The sequence below is a fragment of the uncultured Pedobacter sp. genome, assembly GCF_913776295.1.
Taxonomy (GTDB): domain Bacteria; phylum Bacteroidota; class Bacteroidia; order Sphingobacteriales; family Sphingobacteriaceae; genus Pedobacter.
Genome location: NZ_CAJYOJ010000059.1, coordinates 1 through 18742 on the forward strand (window position 1 = coordinate 1; position 18742 = coordinate 18742).

The following is an 18742-nucleotide window of genomic DNA, read 5'->3' on the forward strand; positions in this document are numbered from 1 at the left end:
GTTGGTTAAGCATAAATATCTGCAAGATTTTGATATAAATATAACCAAAACCCGCAATTTATAATACTGAAATTTATCAACAAATTATTGATAATCAAATGTTTAAATTGTTATTAAGGGGCGACTATATAAGATCATCAAACATCTTTCAACTATTTTAATGCTTTCTTTTTTAAGAGGTCTTCATACGCCGATCCATCACGTTTTTCCATAGCATTAGAAATCTTGATTCCGGCTTTCTCAAACGCGCCTATTAATCTTTTATCAAAATCAGCAATGTATAGTGCAAAAGATGACGAATCTTTTTCTTCAGGAATAGTTTTAAAAGGAATGTCTGGTTCTTTAAATCGGTACAGAACGGCTTGCGTACCATCATTTCCATCTAAAACAACAGAGTCGCCATAATTTGTAATCTTAGCTTTATATTCTTTGGTAAGGTATTTTAGAGAATCATTTTCTATTTTGTAAGGAAGCTTGAAGCGGCCAACTTTCTGGTTATAGAAAACTACATATTGCGAATCGATATCAAATTCGCTATAGCCGTTTGCTGTGGAAAACCGATGCCATTTTCCGGTCATCGATTTTTTACTCCCATCTGTATTTTTAGGATTTGGCGCATTGCAGGCAGAAACGATGAAAATGAAAAAAGCGGGAAAATAAAGTATGGATCTCATGATAAAAATTTTTAAATAATATTAAAGGCGGTTTAATCCGGGAAAGTTATTGGGAAGCATCTATGGTATATACTGCCCGGCTTATGGCCAGGCAGTAATATTTTGTAAGTGGTTTAACAGCTGTTATTGTGCCCAGATGGTACAGTTAATATTACCACTTGTGTTAGTGCCCCATGTTTCCGAAACCATAATAGCTGGAATGTTTAACTGACCAAGGGTATATCCTAAACTTTGCCATTTGTTATAGTGATTGGCAAAAGTAATGGTGTGGTTTTGCCCGGTAGACGTTTTGGTAACCCTAGAGCTGTAAATCTGCCTGAAACCGTCGCCACCATCGATATTTTTGCCGGTCATCCATCGGGTCCACACATTATAACCTGCACCGTCGGTTTCAAATGCGCCCAGGTAAGTTCCGTCATGCGGTGAAACTGCGCCCCATGTTTCATTTACATAATACTCATAATACGGGCTTCTGCTCCATCCGTACCAGCCAAAAGTACCGCCTCCTGAATTTGAATAAGCGCCCAGATTATAGCCTATCTTATAGTTTGGTGACCCTACTGAATAACCTTTGCCGCAAGTAAAATTACCGTTAAACCCTGTCCAGTTAACACTATAATTTCCACCGCTGCCATTGGCGTAGTTAACGGTGCCAGTTGCGCCATCACTCTTCCAAAGCGACCAAAAGAAGCCGTTGTGTGTACCCGATTGGTAAGATTCTACAGAGGCAACAGCTTTGTTAGATGGAGGTGGAGCGGTAGTGGTCTCCGGCTCCATCTTTTCATTTTTTTTACAGCCTGTTAAACCTACGGTGCCTGCAAGCACCAGGGCTGCGGCTACAACAAAAGTAACCTTCCTGGTTACACCTGTTAATGAGTTTTGTTTTCTCATAATTAAATATAAATTGGTTAGGGAAGCAAAATAAATGTACTGAAATCTGATAGATAGCTAGTAATCAGCAAATTTTTTATACAAATGTTCATACATGTATTGTATTCTTAATTTTGCGTTGTTGTAGTTTGCTCTGTTTGTTGTTGATTTTTTTCAGTATGATTTATTCATAACTTTCTCTGTAGCGTTCTAAAAGGTTTTATCGTTTTGATTTAAAGACAAATTAGGCGATGAAAAAAATAATGCTCTTGTTATTGGTGGCTATTGCCATACTAACCTGTAAGAAAAATAAAGCTACCTCTGATTGTGGGTACAAAATCTGTACTGAGGAATTTGTTTCGGTAAGGATGAAATTTTTAGATAATAAGGGGGCTGGTACCGAGGTAAAGGATTTCAGTGTAATCAACCAGCGAACAGGAAAGCGGATAACGGCTAATTCGAGTATCTCCACGAGCACTACGAAAGGTGTCTTTATTGTTGTCGATGACCAAAATAAACTTGACCTGTCCGAACAAGGGGATGATTTGAAAATTACCGGTACTTCTGTAGATACCCGGCAAACGAAATCAGTTGTTGTTAAAGTAACTGGGGGCAAATGTGCCTGTCACATCGTTAAAATCTCAGGGCCAGATCAAGTTGCTTTTAATTAATATGATTGACAGTAACATCTAATTAAAATATTTTCCTGAAAAATCATCACTTGAGTTGAAGTCAAAAAAAAGCTGTACCTATTTTAGGTGGTACAGCTCCATTTATAAATTTACTTCGGGAAATATTTTAATCCAGTAATGTCCAGGTTTTTCTGGCCTGTACCTGTTGTACAACCTGCTGTTCGGCAACTACGATATTTTCTTTGCGCTGACCGATATATTCTAATCCACTTAATTTATTCCATAGGGCTACCAATACGTTCATAAATTCGCTAACCATTACCATGCTATTGTTAATCTGTTTATGATCGTAAACCAATTCGATGGTTTTGGCCAAAAGCTCTTCGAAATTTCCCGGCGTAACATCTTTCCACTCATAAAAATATTTGAGCAGCTCTTCTCTTTCGCGTGGATCAATTAGTTTTATGGCGGTAAAAAAGATATGTGCCAAACTGGAGAAATAACCGGTTAACACAACTGGCGATTCGCGGTGTGCAATGTTCCGGTATTCGTAGAATAATCCTGCAATATAGTCCACAATCTTTTCAGAAATCAGACGGATATTTTTGCCAAGCGGTGTAATATTATCACGTCCTCCCGTTTTATCAATAATCTTGAAAGCAGCCAGCTGCAAGTCGTTTAGTAAAACACTGAAAGACTCATAATATCTGATCAATGCCGGATGGCTGGTTATGGTTGAGCTTGGCGGAATATAATTCGTGTTGATAGACAATCTTCCGTTCTCGGAATAAACCTGCCCAATCGTTAAAAAATAGCTGTCTGCTGTTTGTGAACTCACTTCACTTTCAGGCAAAACGGTGATAGAATAGCTTTTGGTCAGTTCAGGATAGCGGATTGGACTTTCCTCAGGGTTAGGTGTGCCTGTGGGTACGCGGTTAAATGGACTCACAACCAAGAGGATTACATAGTTACGCGGTTCTGACTGGCCAAAATAATGGTTATGAACCAAGGTATCCATGTTGTCGGATTGTGTAATATCAATGTGGCAACCTTCCGGTGTAACAGCATTGCAGTATCTCACCCTGATTTCGATATGATTGGTTGCCTTTTCGATTATTTCGATGTCGTGCGAACTTTTATATCCTGCAAATGGCGGTAAAAATCCGTAATTGCTGCTATTTAGCTGTAGCGATACGGCATCTCTCACAAAATCCTGCAAATAGAGATCGCTTACCGTAAAATGGTCACTGGAAAGCTTCATGCCATTAATCCAGTTGATGGATTTATATTTCAGCGGCTTTATCATGGTAAATGTTTTTATAGATTAGATAAAGATAGCACTTTCTCCAACTTCGTTAGGCTTATTTATGTTTTCTGATACGCGTTTTGCGTAAATGGTCATTTTTTCCGTAATGCCGTTTTCAATGATATCCAGATCGGGATCTATGAAAATATTACGTTTAAAAAAGGAAGTTTTAATAAAGAAAATCCATTTATAATTCTCCTGGTCGTCGCTTCTGAACTCCACAGGGCTTTTGGCAAACTTCAGGTTGTAATCGTCAATAAACTTATGAAACCAGACACCGAAGTTCATGTTTTCTACTGCTTTAACTTTCACTTTTAATGGTTCCGGGTCGGTACTTCTTTTATAGAGTTCTAGCTCCAGCACCAAGAGCCTGTTGAAATCTACATGATCCATATTGATATCTAAAGGTGTATCAGGATACTTCCATATTTTGTAGATTTCTGAGGGAATGCTTAGCAGGGAAACATAGGCCCACCAAAAAAGCAGCGGAACAAAGAACCAGGCAATACTGCCTGCGCCAAACCAGCCGAAATTTACAGAACTCAACCAGTTAAAGGCCAGTTGATATAAATAGACCGATAAAATGGCCGCAACCAGTGTGGCGAAAAAAATAAATACTTTACGTTCCAGCAAATCTTTCGGGTAATACTTTGTAAGTAAATAAACAAACACAGTGCCCATCAGAATATAAAAAATACAGCATATAATATAGCCCCAGGGCATAAAGTTAAAATTGAGGAAGCCCAAAAAACCTGGAATGGCCAAAATAATGCCGATGATCAGAACACTTACGATAAGTTTTTTGTTGTTTAGAAATTGGTTCTTTTTGTTGATGACAGAGAGTACCGCCGTTGAGACCATAAAGATCAGCGGAAACAGGAGAAAGCGAATAAAAAATGATTTAACGTCCATTAATTTTGATAGATGTGATGTACTACAAATATAGTATCTTTAGTATTTGATATGATTCTTATTTTTTTCGATAACAAAAATTTAATCCTATAACAAAAATGCAAGCTTAAAGTTTACATGAAAAAAGAAACTTTTATCCATAACGAACTCTTTACAGATTATAAGGCAGTAGCCCATGCTGCTGATTTGATAGAACGTGATGTTATAGCAGCCGATCGCATCGAAATTATTCCGTTAGGCCCCGATAAGCGGGCTTTTTCAAAAGACATTGAAAGTACAAGTGTTTATTATTCTGAAAAAAGAAGGCACGACCGCGTCCGGATACATACCAATAGGGAAGGTTTATATGATATGCTGCCCGAAGGTCTTTTCCACCGGCCACCAACGGGTAGTGCAGGCATGGATGAGGAGTCGATGATTAAGGATATCCGGGAACGGAGGGAAGAAGAAAAGGAAGCCCGATTATTCTTTACCCCATTTGACGCCGAAATCAATCACGTAAGGATCATGACCGAGCTTTATGAAAATATGCTCGATAAAAAAACAACTTATTCTGATTTAAGCCGGATTTTTGAATTTGGGTGGGATGAATTTAATCTGCTGAACAAGGAGCAGAGTATTATCTGGATGCACCTGTTACCAGAGATCCAACAAAAAAGAAACGATATCGATTTTGTTTCTAAAGTGCTTACCGCATTGTTTAATCTGCCTGTTACGATTGTAAATGCTACAGCCCGTGTTAAGCCCGTAAAAATTGCAGATGAGCTGCAAATCCAGCTGGGCGCTGGCGCACTGGGTATTGATACCATTATCGGAGATAGTTTTACCCCGGAAAATGAATCGTTCAATATTAATATCGGGCCAACTTTCCCACAGGAATTAGTCAATTTTATTCCGGGGCAAAAGAACAGAGCCATTTTGGATATGGCCATAAGCTATCTAATGCCGGTAGATGCAGAAGTGAATGTTGAACTCCTTACTGCAACTGATTTTCAGGAGACAGTATTAAGCGCAGATGGTGAGCGTGCTTATCTGGGTTATACCGTATATCTTTAAAATTTTACCGAAACAGCAAAAGATCATTGCGGGGTAAGAAGTAATTCTACAAAAATCGCTTCCTTCGCAATGCCTTCATTTAGCATATAGTGTAATGCGGCTACGAAGTCTATTCAGGGAACGCCAAATAGCACCACCGACCTGCGTAACTAAACGGGATCCGATTGCTATCGGTTGCAGTGGCAGCTCCCTCCCGATTTTTACATCGGGATTCAGCGGGACTATAACGAAAAGCCCGGCGAACGTTAAAGGAAGATTCAGGTTTTGCCTTCCAAAAAAAACAGACATCAAATGTAGTTGACACGGAGAAGGCACTATTTAGGGATTTTGGAAATGAACAGTTATATTCCTATGGCAGCCAGCAGTCCCGCTATCTCTCCAAGTTGTCGCTGCGCTCCGGGCGTTCCGTTCTATCGCCTGCCCGTTGCAGGTGGGGGTTTAGGAACAAAAGATAGTGCATTTGGAAATAATAAAACCTTAAATATCAGCACCGACCTACTAAACAGCAAAGCGAAAAACAATCATGCCATCGCGGCATAGAGCGATAGAAGGATATCATCATAACAGGATAGCAATCTGATCGAGATCCCCGGTCATTATACGGCCCTATACACCGCCGGTTTCAACATTAACCGATAATGCACATTCATGGTGCTTCTTAAATTCAATTTTGCCAGGGTAAGACTCAAAAGCTCTTCCCAGTCTTGTGCGCTAAGAGGAAGGTTGTCTGCAGGTTCGATAATGATATCTGTCGTTTTAATAAAACCTGCATTTGGTTTGTTATCCATGATAATGCCTTTGGCCAGCGTAATGCCTTTTAACTTATTGCCCAGTTCGTAACGGCAAAAATTAATCACGTCTGCTTTCGTAATAATCCGGTCTGCCGTGGTCAACCCATATTTATAGGCCTGTACGCTGTTTGTGGCATTTAACTTCGATCGGCCTCCTTTTGTCTGGCTCAACAAAAAGATACTTTCAGCATTTACCTTATTCGTATCGTATAGCGCTAACCGGCTGCCTGCGTTAATGTGGTTGGCCTCTTCCGCCTGCGTAACCCAGATATCTAAAAATAAAATATCAGCATCATCAATTGGTTTTAATACAATATAACTCGGTAATTCTTTGATATCTTTCAACGCCGAACGGCTCTTTTGTTCAATAAGTGCGATATTTTGCTCCAAATTTTTAAGAATTGTGCTTAAAAAATCAGGACCATATGCAGAGAATGAAGCCTTCTCATCCCTGAGTAGTTCAAACAGATAATCGACCAGTTCTTTTGCGTTTCTGGTATCGAAGCGCTCCGTGCCACCGTATCTGATGGAGAAGGAACCGTCGCCCTTATCATTCTCATTGGTATAAGGAATTTCGTTATAACTTTTGCCTTTATTATCTTTCAGATTTTCTACCGCCAACATCTGATCCATCGCTTCGGTTTTAATCGGGATAATATTGTTCATAGTTTTAAGCCTGTGTTTAATCTGGCTTAACTTTTTATTTACCACAGGAAAAGCATTGATGTAGATATGGAGCTCATTCAGCATTTCCTGGTTGATGGCTGCGGGGAAAACTACCTTTAACCATTTTACTTTTGGATCAATCTGATTTAAAGCATTTGGTTGGAAAATGTTTGGGAAAGCAGCTGGTAATTCCTGGCTATCATCAATATTAAAATCATTAAGATCGCCAAGGGTAATAAATCTGCTGCTGTAAAACTGTAATACGTCGGCCTTAATCAAATTGAGTAACTGTTTGTGATGAAAGGGAGCTTCAACTTTACCCGTTAGAGGCTCATCCATAAACCTTTCCGTATAAGCAGTAATTTCGTTATCCTTATAAAACCATTTGCCCAATGATAAAAGATCGTAAGTATTTTCAGGTACCGAATAGTTTTTCCAATCGAAAAATAAGTTCAGTCTATTAAAGTCCATCCAGTTTTTTATGCCGGTAAAACCAATATAGAGGGTATTTTTCTCTATAGAAAAACCAGGCAAAGTATTTAACACTGGCTGCTTACTCATTTGTTCTACATTAAAAAGTGTAGTTCCGGTGGCGATATATTTTATAGCTGCGTTTTTAACTTTTACCGTATGCAAAGGGCTAAAGAAAATATCTGCTTTTTTAGCCTTATTATTTTCCTGCAGAATATTTTTCTTAAAGGCAAACTGGGTATAAGGAGAAAGATAATCTTCCTCTTCTATAGGTCTCGCATGGATAATGGCATGTGCAGGTAATGATGAGGTTAAATGATCAGGAGCCAGAATGCGGCTGATTTTATCGAAGATCCGGTTCTCCAGGTTTTTTACATCATTAGATACGTTAAAAAGTTCGTTGCTGAGCGCATCAATAATCAACTTTACCAGCGGATCAAATTCATTACTGTCTTTAACATTCCAAAAATCTTCGGCATTTTTTAAAATTCTATTTCTAATTTCATCTTTTGATGAATAAAAAACTGGCTTCATGTGTAGAATATTTTGAGCGTTCTGGTTTTAAGTTGATAATGGGCTAAGAAATAAAGCGGTATTAAAAAAATATTTTTCTCCTGTAGTTTTTATCAGGGCCCTTACGCTAATATCGACCTTTTTTTTGATCTCGGTTATTTTACGTAATGGATATACATTTTCTACCTCGGTAATGTGTACTTCTACTGAAGTATCATATATCCTGAACTCATAATCGGTAATTGATTTCAACAGAGATTTTCGGAATTTTTCCTCCCAGATGCTTTCACTTACAATTAATTCGAAATCAAGATCCCATATCTCGCATCCAAAATCGTTACGGTACCTATGTTCACCAAAGCGCGTAAAAATAATCAGCTCTATGTGGTTTGAAATCGATTTACCAAGGTCGGTTGGCTGAAGGCTGTTACCTGAAAAAATGGACTTAAATCTGAAGGGTTTGTGATAAAAATTTTCAGACATAGACGATTTGGCTTAAAGTTTGTTAAAAGTAAAAGAAATAAAATCGTTTTTATAACCAAACAACAAATATTGAAAATTGTTATAGTACGGTGATAATTTGAAGAAAAATGTGTGATTTTATGCCGATTTGATGTCAGATTAATCATTAAGCTATTGTTATTTGAAACCATTAACCTGCTATGAAACCCATTAACGCCATCGAAATTAGGAGTGCTTACACCAAGTTTATCTTAGACTTTATACTGCTTACATTATTCTCTATCCTGTGCATTTATCTTTTTTTCGCAGCCTCTGATTATGAGTACAGTTTACTTGATAAAAAAGTAAAAGAAACCGATAAACTTTCTTACTTAAGAAAAGATATCAATACAAATTTTGATCTTATTCAGGTCCGTTTTAAAGAACTTGCTCAATATCGCGATTATAATGCAAATGAACTGAGCAAACAAAGCATTTTGCTCAGTGATATTCAAAGTGCCAATAACAGGATAAAAGAATTGATTTCTAAAAAAACCGAACCAAGTCTGAGTTTTGATCTGTATGAAAAACTGAACAAAAATGTCGGTGCAATGGCCGATTTACAAGATTCGCTTTTCCAGTCAAGAAGCGATATACAGCGGTATAAAGAAAGGATAAATGAGTGCCAGAGGGCCAATCAGTCAGCAGCACAAAAAATCAGGAACGGTAGATACGGCAGGTAATTAAAACGATATGATAAAATTAAGCATAAAAGAAAGGCGCGAACAATTTTTGTTTTTTATGGCTTTGTTCGTTTTTACTGTTGGGCTTTTAAGCTTTGGAATCTTTTATAGCGATAAGTCGCGGTACGAAATTTCAAAGGAAGAACTCGAAGTGAAGATTAATGAAAATGAGGCATTTGAAAATATGGTTAAAGAAACCATGCCTACTATTGATACTACCTTTAAACAGATTACCCGCTATAACCCCAATGTGCAGGCAGTTTTTTTAAAGAACGATATCCAGCTTTCATTAGGCTCAATTAAAGCTGCGTTCGACCGTAAGGCATCAGATTCGCGCTATAAAATCTTTGTGCAGACTGCACAGTTATACGATAGATTATTTTACGATAGACAAGAACAAAACAGAAATATCTCAGATATCGAACTGCATAAAAGGCAGTTGGATGATTGTATCACCAACAGGCGTCAATTACAGCAAACAATATCTGCAAGATAAACATCACCAAAAACAACCTATAAAAAACGCTACCTATGTCTGAAACAAACACCAAGCAAGTTAATTCAAATTCGCAGGGCTATGTTATTCTCTACATCCTGTTGGCTGTACTGCTTTTAACAGGCCTGATCTTCTTATTTAAAAGTTCCTTATTCGAAAAAAGGACAATTGATGCGAGAATCCTGAAAGATGAAATTTATTTAAATGAAGACCTCGTTTTTACCGATAATACCCCAAAAGCCTCTAAATGGTTATGGGAATTTGGTAATGGCGAAAAAGCCACCACAAAAACCGGTACTTATCATTATACCAAGCCCGACACTTATATTGTACGCTTAACCGTTGATGGTGAGCTCCGCCAGGAATTTCCGGTTACAGTACGAGATACCGTGCACACACCTGTTGTGGATAGTATTCTAACCATTAGCGGCCCGACTGCCGGTTTGGTTAACGAAGAGATCAGGCTCGAAGGTGATGGGCCAGGAAAAGATTTTGAATGGGCTTTCGGCGAAACCGGCCGCGTTGATGTAAAAGGAAAAACCGCCCTGTATACTTACCGTACCCCTGGAAAATATGTAGTCCGTCTGCGGTCAGATAAAGCCCGTAAGCCTGCTTTTTTAACGGTCTTGATTACTGATCCCAATGCAGAAATAGTAGAAGACCTGGTTGCCCCTGGCGATGGAGAACGTAAAACCATTGACGATATCAGGGCCCGCTTACAGGCCATAGCCAACGGTGCAGACTTTAATTCTAATTATTACTACCTCATTAACAAATACATGTGCAATAACGAAAAGGTAACTGTAAATGTAGAAATGAACGGTAAGAAAAAACAGACTGATATTTATTCATACTGTATGGGCTTAACATTTGGGGGCGAGATAGCAGTAGATGAGGCCCAGTTAACCATTAAGCCTAATTCTACCTGTGCCAGTTTATTAAATATTAAACAACATTCTGGGATCGCCCAGCCTGCAGCAACAGCTGCTACTGAAGCAGCTCCGGCAAAAACAAAATAGATTAACCTCTTCACCTAATTTTAAGCTCATCCACTAAGAATATGAAAAAATATTATGCCTTAACTATCCTGTTTTTAGGAATATCGTTTGCCTATGCACAATCTCCGGCATCCTTTGGCAAAAAAGTAAAATATATGCCTAAAGCTTACGAGAAGCCGGCTGAAAACATCAATATTAACGATAATACCGGTAGAAGCAGCCTGCCATGGATTGTTTTTTCCGACCGTGAAGATAACTATACCACCACGGCACCTGGCGGAAGCCTCATTATGAAAAAAATCAGCTTTATGGAACCTTTTTATGTTTCTAAAGAAGAGAACGGTTACCTGAAACTGATCAAGTATAAAGCGGGGATGATCAGGGGGAGGAAAATTAATGATAAAAAAAGTGCTATCAGTTATGGATGGATCGCAAAATCCAAACTGCTTTTATGGCAACGTGCATTCTCTAACCAAAAAACGGGTTATGCTGAGAAAGCCATTGGTATTGTTAACGGAAAAAATGCCTTAACCGAACCTAAATTTTATTTCGATACTACCGATTCCATTTTGGTTTATAATACGCCCGAGCTTAAAGATAGAAAGGCCAAAGTGAGGTTGCACGAAATTGCCTATATCTACAAAAAATCAGAAGACGGCAAAAAATACCTGATCGGTTCTGAAGATCAATTGGTTGCAGATAGTGCCTTAAAAAGTATTTATGGATGGGTTTCTGCTGAAACAGTACATCACTGGGGCGATCGCTTATACATCACTTCAACTAAGCCAGGCGATTATGATAAGGATGATTCTACCGCAACGGCCATCAAAAACGGCATAAATAACGGAACTGCTTTTGTAATAGATCCCTTGTTGCCGAGAGAAAATCTGATCCTGCGTAGTGTACCTGTTATTTCAAATGACGAAAGCAGCAAAACGGTAGGTATCGCAACAGATGTTTACAATAAAAAAGACAATAAGCTATTAACCATTAACGGTTCATCACTTTCCTATCAGGATTATTTGAATCTGCGTAAAAATAAGACAAAGGTAAATGTTGTTTTTGTAGTGGATGGCGGAAGCTCAATGACCAAGTATCTATCCGGAATGACCAATACCATTGGTTCATTTGAAAGCATTATGGGCGATTTTGGAAAAGGTACGAAGGTAAACTATGGTGGTGTGGTGTACCGTGGCGAAACCGGCTGTGGACAACAGGGTATTTTTGTCAGTCCGGTTCAGGACGATTACAGGAAATTAATGACTTTCTTATCCAACCAGGCAAAAAATACCATGAGGTGTAACGGGGAGATTACCGAAAGCCCAGTTTTCAGTGCTTTAAAAGAAGGAATAAAGTTATTTAAAGCAAAAAAGAACGAAACTAATTTAATTATTTTAGTAGGTAGCACCGGAAATACAGGCGGTACCAATAATTACCTCATTAATGAGTTGAGCGAGCAGGTTGCCCTTGCCGATGCCCGTATTTTAGCCTTGCAGGTTTATAGCGATTTTAACCAGTCGTTTAACGATTTTGTAATCCAATCACGTAAACTGGTTTCAGAATCAGCCATCCGTGCGGCTGAATACAGAAAAAATACGATGGTTAAAGGTGAAGGTTTGAAAAGCTTTCAGCCTTACAATACCAGTTTGCAGGATTCTATTTCATACTATCTGGATTACCCTAAAAACAGTTTGATACAAGGAGGGGTGGTTTTCCCGACCAAAGGATCGGTCAATTCCAACCAGAGTATGACGATCGCTTTGCGCCGTTTTGTAAAAGAAACCAACATGGATATTTACAACCAGATCAGCTCTTTGGATAGTGCTTTCCGCTTAACCGGAATTTCCCGGAAAAACCTATCAGCTGATGTGGAAGCTTTATTGCCTCAGCCTGTGGGGATGGAAGTAGCCGATCGTATGCCGCACAATGCTTTTAAATACTATACCACTGCTAATATATCTGCCGATGTAGTAAAAAATAACCCCTCTACCTTACAATATGCCATTGTACTGAACAATATGGAGTATAAACAGATCATAGATGTTTTTACGATGATGTTAGGACAAAACCTTCAGGCAGATCAATCTTCTTTCCGAAGCAAGTTGGTTAAAAACTACGTAAGAATGCCTAAACAGTTATTAGGTATGAAAATATCATCGGGTGATATCAAAGCCATGACCTTAGCAGATTACATTAAATTAGTTACAGGTTTGCCTCTAAACAATGAATTTTTATCTAAATATAAAGTAAACGATTTAAAGAGCACCTCCAGAATGCCGATAGATCAGTTCGAAACTTACATTAAATTACTGGATCAGTCGGTTCAGCAGATTAAAAGAGCTACGCAGATTGAACAGCAGTTTATTTCGAACGGCAAGATCTACTACTACATTACCGAAAATAATTTTAACCCGGCAGTATTGCCTACAACCAACTAAAGGCTATGGCAGTTACAAACTTAAGCGAATCGGTAAAAACAGCATTGCATATTGCACAGTCGCTGGCAAAAGAATACAGAAATGAAGTGTTTTCTGCAGCTCATTTGCTCAAAGGGCTCATGCATAAAGATGTAGGTTTAAGATCTTTTATCACTTCCATCGGGAAAGATGAGGAGTACATCAGCGAGTGGGCTGAAGTTCGGATAGATGAGCAGTCAAAATCGGCAAGCATTGGCGATACCGTTAGCGGTGCGCCGGAAATTGCAGTGATTTTCGAAGAAGCCGATAATGTGCGCATTAAACTCGGACTTGATTTGATTACACCCGTTTGTGTATTAACTGCACTGGCAAAGCCCGGCATCGGTTTCCAGCCCGATCAGTTAAAATCATTCCCCATCAAAGAACGTGAAATTTTAGACCTATATGTAAAGGATGAAGAAATTTCAAAGGCCGTTTCACCAGACAAAACAACCGCAGGTGCAGAAAATAAAAGTACAGGTAATGCGCTGTATAAATATTGTCTGGATCGCTTACAAATGGTTAGGGATGGTAAAACCGACCCGATAATTGGCCGTGACAAGGAAACCCGGCAGATGATGGAAATCCTTTGCCGCAGAACTAAGCCTAACGTAATTTTAACAGGCGATGCCGGTGTGGGCAAAACTGCTCTGGTAGATGGCTTTGCCATTGATATTGTAAACCAGACCGTGCCTGATCGTTTAAAACCCGTTCAGCTTTTCGAATTGGATTTAGGATCTTTAATTGCAGGCGCATCTTATAAAGGTGAAATTGAGGATCGTTTGAAAAACATCATCAAAGAAATAAAACAGTTCGAAAAAGCGGTGCTGTTTATTGATGAGATTCATACTTTATTAGATAGCAAAGGTCCATTGGGGGCTGGTATTGGCAATTTGTTAAAACCAGAACTGGCCCGTGGCGAGATAACCGTAATCGGAGCTACCACTATAGATGAGTACCGCAAGATTATCGAGCCAGAGCAGGCTTTTAGCAGACGTTTTGAAGTACTTCAGGTAAATGAACCAAATGAAGAAAGCACCATCAAAATGTTGCAGAAACTGGCTGTGAAATACGAAGAACACCATACCTTAACTATTGAGCCAGACGCTTTAGGCGAGTGTGTACGGCTGGCCAAACGTTATATGAAAGATAGAAGGCTGCCTGATTCAGCTTTTGATCTGTTAGACAGGACTATGGCGGCGATGAAAATGATGAACGATACCTCCGATCAGGCCATTGATAGTTTAGAAACGGAGCTGCAGACTTTGAATGCATCTACGGAACAATCAGAAGCCGATCAGTTTGCAGATTATAAATGGCTTTATTCATTACTTCAAAATAAATTAAGCCCGGTTTTATTGGGCCGTTTAACTGATGAAACACAGACTGATGCCTTCGAAACTGCCGATGAATACCAGGGTTACATCAACAGCAGTTTACAGGAATTAAAAAAATATGCTGCTGAAAAAAGCGACCGCATCACCAAACAGGATATTGCCTCGATAGTGGCCTATAAAACAGGTATCCCGATGGGGAAATTACAGGCAGGCGAAAAGGAGAAACTGCTCAATATGGAGCAATACCTTAAAAAACGTGTGGTAGGGCAGGATCAGGCTTTAAAAGCGGTTTCAGATGCCATATTGGAATCGAGAAGTGGCCTAAACAAAAAAGGACAGCCGATTGGATCTTTCTTTTTACTGGGGCCAACTGGTACAGGTAAAACCGAATTGGCCAAATCAATTGCTGAGTTTTTATTCAACGATGAAAAGGCCATGATCAGGTTCGATATGTCAGAATTTAAAGAAGAGCATAGTGCGGCCCTGCTTTATGGTGCGCCTCCGGGCTATGTGGGTTACGAAGAAGGTGGCTTGTTGGTGAATAAGATCAGGCAACAGCCTTACTCTGTACTATTGTTTGATGAGATTGAAAAAGCGCACCCTTCGGTTTTCGATACCTTTTTGCAGATTCTTGACGAAGGCCACATGCACGATCGTTTAGGAAAGGAAGGTGATTTTAGTAATTCGCTTATTCTTTTTACGTCAAATATCGGCAGCGAATGGATAGCAGAACAAATAGGAAAGGGCACCATTCCCGCTTCAAATCAATTAATGGAGGTTATGGCCGGACATTTCAGGCCCGAATTTTTAGCGAGGATTTCTGAAATTGTTCCATTTGCTCCGATTAATGAAAGTAATGTGGTACGCATTTTTGAAATTCAGCTGAACAGTTTAATCCAGTCCCTGAATAAGATGGGTATAGAGTTCGAAATCGCAGATGATGCCAAAAAAATGATCGCCTTAGACGGATTTACCCCTAAATATGGCGCAAGACAATTATCAGCCGTGATTAGAAACCTATTGCGCAGGCCGATTTCCAAATACATCATTTCTGGCGAGCTTAAGAAAGGATCGAAGATTAAAGTGAGTAAACATGCCGGGGAGGATCAGTTAGAATGGAATATTATTCAGCCATAGGCCATTATATTGGAACAAAAATTGAGTTAAAACGTTAACTATTATATTATTAGAAAAAATTATTCGTAAATCTAAATCAACATATTATGTTTAACTATGAAATTGGAGGTAACGAGCGGAAAATTGATACTTCAGAAGCTTTCGCAGAGATTGCCCATAACAAAACGCTTTTTGTACAAAAACTTACCGATAACGAACCGATAAAACCCGAAAAGGTAGAAGGGCTAAAAACCGTAAAGGAAGTATTCGAACATTATAAACCAAATGTTAGAGTAGCTTTCGAAAAGCAGGACGGATCTCCGGTTAGCGAAACCTTAAACTTTAACGACCTGGGCGATTTTGGCGTAAAAAATATCATTAATCAAAGTAACTACCTCACCAATGTGAACATTGAGCGGGAGATGTCGCTGAATGTAATTAAACAGTTAAAATCGAACAAAACCTTAAAAGCAACATTGGATGATGAAGAGACTAAATCGGCCTTCATCAGTGCTTTGAAGAATTTTGTTGATGAGTTAGAACAAAATAAATAATCTAAACGCTGAGAAAACATGTCAAATCCTCAAGAATTAAAAGCAGAACAAAATATATCCGAAGCAGGTTTTAAACCGGCAGAAGGTAAAACCATAGAAAAAACATCACTGAAAGATAACTTGGAGAAACTGGCCCGGGTGGGTGGTTTCGATTTGTTGGAAGCAACAGTTGATGGCCTTCAGAATTTAAATCCGGAAAGAAAAGCACGGAAGCAGATTTTTTTAACAGGCGACGAAAAGAAGAAAGAACGCGAAGAGCTGAAAAAGAAAATCCAGCTTTGGATAGATGTGCTTGAGTCTTCCAGCTCTGTAGCGGATATGGTTGAAAAAAGTACCGAAAAACTGAATGCTGCAGAAGAAAACCTAAATAAAAACATTGCTACCGCACTGGAAAGTACCCGTGAACTGGAGCAGGCTTATCGATCGGTGCACTTATTCTATAAAAATACCGAGTCAGACAAATTGAAAAACGTGGTACTGTTAAATGCATCAATGGACCAGATCAAAGACCTTGATAATCCTCGTTTTATCGAATATGTAGATGATGAGTTAAAACAAAATTACGATCGCCTGGATCTTCGCAATAATTATTCGCTGATGGTTGTACCGGGTTATATGGGGTCTAATAAAGTATTAGAAAGATGGGCCAAGATTGCACACAATAACAAAGCGATGCTGGTAACTGATTTTGCCGATTTAGATCAGCCGGATGACGTGCTGGATCTTTTTACCGCCGCGAACTTTACCGGTGGCGATGCCTTTAGATCTAACGTGATCATGACTTGTAACTGGCTTGTTGGCCGTGGTAAAGTAGCAGAGGTGGGTGAGGAAGATGATCTGACCGTCCCAGGATCTGCAGCTTTAGCAGGTAAGATGTATTACACCCTGATGTCGCAGGTAACAGCCGGTAAAAAACACGGTGCTATCAACGAAGTTGACGGTGTAAAATTCGATTTAAAGAAAAGTGAGATTTCTCATTTGGAACGCGTTGGTTTAGTGCCGATGGTTAATGAGTATGGCAAAGTAATGGCTTTCTCGGCTAAAACATTGTTCAATGGGGACAACATTGGTTTACAAACCTATTCAGTAGTACGTGTATTCGATTATATCACTAAAGTATTGTTCGATTTCCTGAACAGAAGGGCTTTCGAAAACTGGACATCTAAAACAGAGCAAGATTTGCGCGGCCAGATTGTGAAATTTTTAGATGGCATCCAGGGGGCTGACCGTTTGATTGAGCGTTTTAAGATTATGCGTTTCGAAAGAGATGAGCAGCAAAAAGATAGAATCCACCTGGATATCCACATCACACCGTATTTTCCGGCCAAAAGTTTTGTGGTAAAACTAGATGGACATAAAGGTGAAGATGAAAGTACAACCTGGAGTTCAGAATATAATCAGCAATAGTTTTTGATAGCTGAAAAATAAAAACCCAACCGCTGCGTTGGGTTTTTTTATGGGTTATGCATCACACTTAACAAATTCTTTATAATTTTGTAATGCATCGGCCCAATCAGATTAATCAAAAAAAATGAAGCAAGTACTTATCCTGAATGGGGATATCGAAAAAAACGCATCTACAAATTTCCTGATTAACGCCTATAAGCAAGGTGCAGAAAGTGCTGGCGCAACCGTGAGGGAGTTGGCCATTATCGATCTGATATTTAACTCGAACAAACTATTTAACAATAGACAGATTGCAGAGTTGGAACCCGATTTGCAGAAAGCCTTAACGGCAATCAGGCAGAGCAACCATGTTGTGCTTTTTTGTCCGGTGTATGTAGATCATATTCCAGCAAAGATCAAGGGATTTTTCGATCGTTTGTTTATGCCCGATCAGATTTTTGCTACACAGCAACAAAATGTAAATAACAACTTCAGTGGCCGCTCAGCCAGAATTGTTTCCATTTTAGATGAAGCTACCTTTAAGGAATGGAAAGCAAATAAAAAAACAACTTATCTTTCTATCAAAAAAGTAGTTTTTGAAAAATGCAGAATGAGTCCTGTACTAACAAATACCATAGGTGAATTACATTCTCTTGAAAATCACTATAGCCAGAAGTGGTTAGCCAAGATGGAGAAATTTGGATTACAGCTGATTTAAACCTCAATCTGCCCTAAAACGCTACACTTTGTGTACTATCGCTACAGTTTTGTATTACTTAAATATTGTAACTGTATTTGTAACACTAAAGATAGATTCGGATTATCCACATTTTTTCCACAATAATTACTGGTAGAGCTCTGTTTGAAGCCTATTTATTACAAAGATTACGTTTTTTGTAAATTTTATCGTCACCTATTGATAAGTGCCATAATGCACTTTGGCCTGATATTTGGTTAAGAAATTTAAGTAGCGGAGGCTACTGATAATCAAATTTTTAACCTTTAAATTTTAAAACTATGGCTTTCAAAGCTAGATTAAATTTTTCGGGCAAGGAGTACGATGTGCTTCACTGTGCCTATGCGTTAAACCGTGATGTAGATGCAAAAGGAAGACCCTCTTCCGGAGTTTACGGCGGTACCATCGACATTGAGATCGAATCAACCGAAGACACCTCAATTATCGAGGCGATGGTGAATAACCAGTACAAACCTATTACAGGAACCCTTCTGATCAAGAAAACAGAGGAAGATGCCAAAATGAAAGAAGTTCATTTCGAAGATGGCTACATTGTTAAATATTCCGAAGGGATAAACATTGTGGGCG

At 38.9% G+C, this 18742-nt stretch carries 18 protein-coding genes; 12 read left to right on the forward strand and 6 right to left on the reverse strand.

The window, feature by feature from the left end; translation table 11 throughout:
- Positions 1-152: 152 nt before the first annotated feature.
- Both QZ738_RS12195 and QZ738_RS12200 read right to left on the reverse strand, forming a co-directional pair.
- Positions 153-674, reverse strand: a complete 522-nt coding sequence (locus tag QZ738_RS12195) for a hypothetical protein (RefSeq protein ID WP_293787898.1) — start codon at positions 672-674, stop codon at positions 153-155.
- A 123-nt stretch (positions 675-797) separates the two neighbouring features.
- Entirely contained in the window at positions 798-1565 is a 768-nt protein-coding gene (locus QZ738_RS12200; RefSeq protein ID WP_293787900.1) for a glycoside hydrolase family 11 protein, read from the reverse strand.
- A 230-nt stretch (positions 1566-1795) separates the two neighbouring features.
- Between QZ738_RS12200 and QZ738_RS12205 the strand changes: the two genes are divergently transcribed.
- On the forward strand, positions 1796-2215 hold the full coding sequence (locus QZ738_RS12205) for a hypothetical protein (protein ID WP_293787902.1): 420 nt from the start codon (positions 1796-1798) through the stop codon (positions 2213-2215).
- Between the two features lie 127 nt (positions 2216-2342).
- On the opposite strand, the gene QZ738_RS12210 is transcribed toward QZ738_RS12205, so the two are convergent.
- Entirely contained in the window at positions 2343-3482 is a 1140-nt protein-coding gene (locus QZ738_RS12210; RefSeq protein ID WP_293787904.1) for a hypothetical protein, read from the reverse strand.
- Positions 3483-3500: 18 nt separating this feature from the next.
- Entirely contained in the window at positions 3501-4394 is an 894-nt protein-coding gene (locus QZ738_RS12215) for a TssN family type VI secretion system protein (RefSeq protein WP_293787906.1), read from the reverse strand.
- Between the two features lie 117 nt (positions 4395-4511).
- Between QZ738_RS12215 and QZ738_RS12220 the strand changes: the two genes are divergently transcribed.
- Together QZ738_RS12220 and QZ738_RS12225 are read left to right on the forward strand one after the other, a co-directional pair.
- Positions 4512-5450 carry a type VI secretion system baseplate subunit TssG gene (locus QZ738_RS12220; protein ID WP_293787908.1) on the forward strand — a complete coding sequence of 313 codons (939 nt, stop codon included), beginning with the start codon at positions 4512-4514 and terminating at the stop codon, positions 5448-5450.
- Between the two features lie 351 nt (positions 5451-5801).
- Positions 5802-5990: a hypothetical protein gene (locus tag QZ738_RS12225; protein WP_293787910.1), complete on the forward strand. Its 189-nt coding sequence runs from the start codon at positions 5802-5804 to the stop codon at positions 5988-5990.
- Positions 5991-6046: 56 nt separating this feature from the next.
- On the opposite strand, the gene QZ738_RS12230 is transcribed toward QZ738_RS12225, so the two are convergent.
- The gene (locus QZ738_RS12230) at positions 6047-7912 is read right to left on the reverse strand and encodes a hypothetical protein (protein ID WP_293787912.1); all 1866 of its coding nucleotides are present in this window, start codon (positions 7910-7912) and stop codon (positions 6047-6049) included.
- A gap of 27 nt (positions 7913-7939) precedes the next feature.
- Entirely contained in the window at positions 7940-8374 is a 435-nt protein-coding gene (locus tag QZ738_RS12235; protein WP_293787914.1) for a GPW/gp25 family protein, read from the reverse strand.
- A gap of 179 nt (positions 8375-8553) precedes the next feature.
- On the opposite strand from QZ738_RS12235, the gene QZ738_RS12240 reads away from it, so the two are divergent.
- From QZ738_RS12240 to tssD, 9 genes are all read left to right on the forward strand, one after another.
- Positions 8554-9075 (forward strand): hypothetical protein, encoded by a 522-nt coding sequence (locus QZ738_RS12240; RefSeq protein ID WP_293787916.1) that lies wholly within the window; start codon positions 8554-8556, stop codon positions 9073-9075.
- A gap of 10 nt (positions 9076-9085) precedes the next feature.
- Complete coding sequence (locus tag QZ738_RS12245) at positions 9086-9571, forward strand: type VI secretion system transmembrane protein TssO (protein ID WP_293787918.1); 486 nt, start codon at positions 9086-9088, stop codon at positions 9569-9571.
- A gap of 35 nt (positions 9572-9606) precedes the next feature.
- Positions 9607-10590 (forward strand): PKD domain-containing protein, encoded by a 984-nt coding sequence (locus QZ738_RS12250; protein WP_293787920.1) that lies wholly within the window; start codon positions 9607-9609, stop codon positions 10588-10590.
- 41 nt (positions 10591-10631) lie between these two features.
- Positions 10632-13007 carry a type VI secretion system protein TssR domain-containing protein gene (gene tssR, locus QZ738_RS12255; RefSeq protein WP_293787922.1) on the forward strand — a complete coding sequence of 792 codons (2376 nt, stop codon included), beginning with the start codon at positions 10632-10634 and terminating at the stop codon, positions 13005-13007.
- A gap of 5 nt (positions 13008-13012) precedes the next feature.
- Positions 13013-15499, forward strand: a complete 2487-nt coding sequence (locus tag QZ738_RS12260; protein WP_293787924.1) for an ATP-dependent Clp protease ATP-binding subunit — start codon at positions 13013-13015, stop codon at positions 15497-15499.
- Positions 15500-15585: 86 nt separating this feature from the next.
- The gene (locus QZ738_RS12265) at positions 15586-16032 is read left to right on the forward strand and encodes a hypothetical protein (protein WP_293787926.1); all 447 of its coding nucleotides are present in this window, start codon (positions 15586-15588) and stop codon (positions 16030-16032) included.
- Positions 16033-16050: 18 nt separating this feature from the next.
- Positions 16051-17439 carry a DUF5458 family protein gene (locus QZ738_RS12270; protein WP_293787928.1) on the forward strand — a complete coding sequence of 463 codons (1389 nt, stop codon included), beginning with the start codon at positions 16051-16053 and terminating at the stop codon, positions 17437-17439.
- Positions 17440-17563: 124 nt separating this feature from the next.
- The gene (locus QZ738_RS12275; protein ID WP_293787930.1) at positions 17564-18136 is read left to right on the forward strand and encodes an NAD(P)H-dependent oxidoreductase; all 573 of its coding nucleotides are present in this window, start codon (positions 17564-17566) and stop codon (positions 18134-18136) included.
- A gap of 299 nt (positions 18137-18435) precedes the next feature.
- Positions 18436-18742 (forward strand): type VI secretion system tube protein TssD (tssD, locus tag QZ738_RS12280; protein WP_293787932.1); only part of this gene is annotated, 307 nt, incomplete at its 3' end.

Bases quoted from the DNA above. Each gene is read 5' to 3' on its own strand.
- QZ738_RS12250 (WP_293787920.1), top strand. From the start codon at position 9,607: ATGTCTGAAACAAACACCAAGCAAGTTAATTCAAATTCGCAGGGCTAT.
- QZ738_RS12195 (WP_293787898.1), bottom strand. From the start codon at position 674: ATGAGATCCATACTTTATTTTCCCGCTTTTTTCATTTTCATCGTTTCT.
- QZ738_RS12210 (WP_293787904.1), bottom strand. From the start codon at position 3,482: ATGATAAAGCCGCTGAAATATAAATCCATCAACTGGATTAATGGCATG.
- QZ738_RS12230 (WP_293787912.1), bottom strand. From the start codon at position 7,912: ATGAAGCCAGTTTTTTATTCATCAAAAGATGAAATTAGAAATAGAATT.
- QZ738_RS12200 (WP_293787900.1), bottom strand. From the start codon at position 1,565: ATGAGAAAACAAAACTCATTAACAGGTGTAACCAGGAAGGTTACTTTT.
- QZ738_RS12245 (WP_293787918.1), top strand. From the start codon at position 9,086: ATGATAAAATTAAGCATAAAAGAAAGGCGCGAACAATTTTTGTTTTTT.
- QZ738_RS12260 (WP_293787924.1), top strand. From the start codon at position 13,013: ATGGCAGTTACAAACTTAAGCGAATCGGTAAAAACAGCATTGCATATT.
- QZ738_RS12220 (WP_293787908.1), top strand. From the start codon at position 4,512: ATGAAAAAAGAAACTTTTATCCATAACGAACTCTTTACAGATTATAAG.
- QZ738_RS12215 (WP_293787906.1), bottom strand. From the start codon at position 4,394: ATGGACGTTAAATCATTTTTTATTCGCTTTCTCCTGTTTCCGCTGATC.
- QZ738_RS12240 (WP_293787916.1), top strand. From the start codon at position 8,554: ATGAAACCCATTAACGCCATCGAAATTAGGAGTGCTTACACCAAGTTT.
- QZ738_RS12205 (WP_293787902.1), top strand. From the start codon at position 1,796: ATGAAAAAAATAATGCTCTTGTTATTGGTGGCTATTGCCATACTAACC.
- QZ738_RS12235 (WP_293787914.1), bottom strand. From the start codon at position 8,374: ATGTCTGAAAATTTTTATCACAAACCCTTCAGATTTAAGTCCATTTTT.
- QZ738_RS12270 (WP_293787928.1), top strand. From the start codon at position 16,051: ATGTCAAATCCTCAAGAATTAAAAGCAGAACAAAATATATCCGAAGCA.
- tssR (WP_293787922.1), top strand. From the start codon at position 10,632: ATGAAAAAATATTATGCCTTAACTATCCTGTTTTTAGGAATATCGTTT.
- QZ738_RS12265 (WP_293787926.1), top strand. From the start codon at position 15,586: ATGTTTAACTATGAAATTGGAGGTAACGAGCGGAAAATTGATACTTCA.
- QZ738_RS12275 (WP_293787930.1), top strand. From the start codon at position 17,564: ATGAAGCAAGTACTTATCCTGAATGGGGATATCGAAAAAAACGCATCT.
- QZ738_RS12225 (WP_293787910.1), top strand. From the start codon at position 5,802: ATGGCAGCCAGCAGTCCCGCTATCTCTCCAAGTTGTCGCTGCGCTCCG.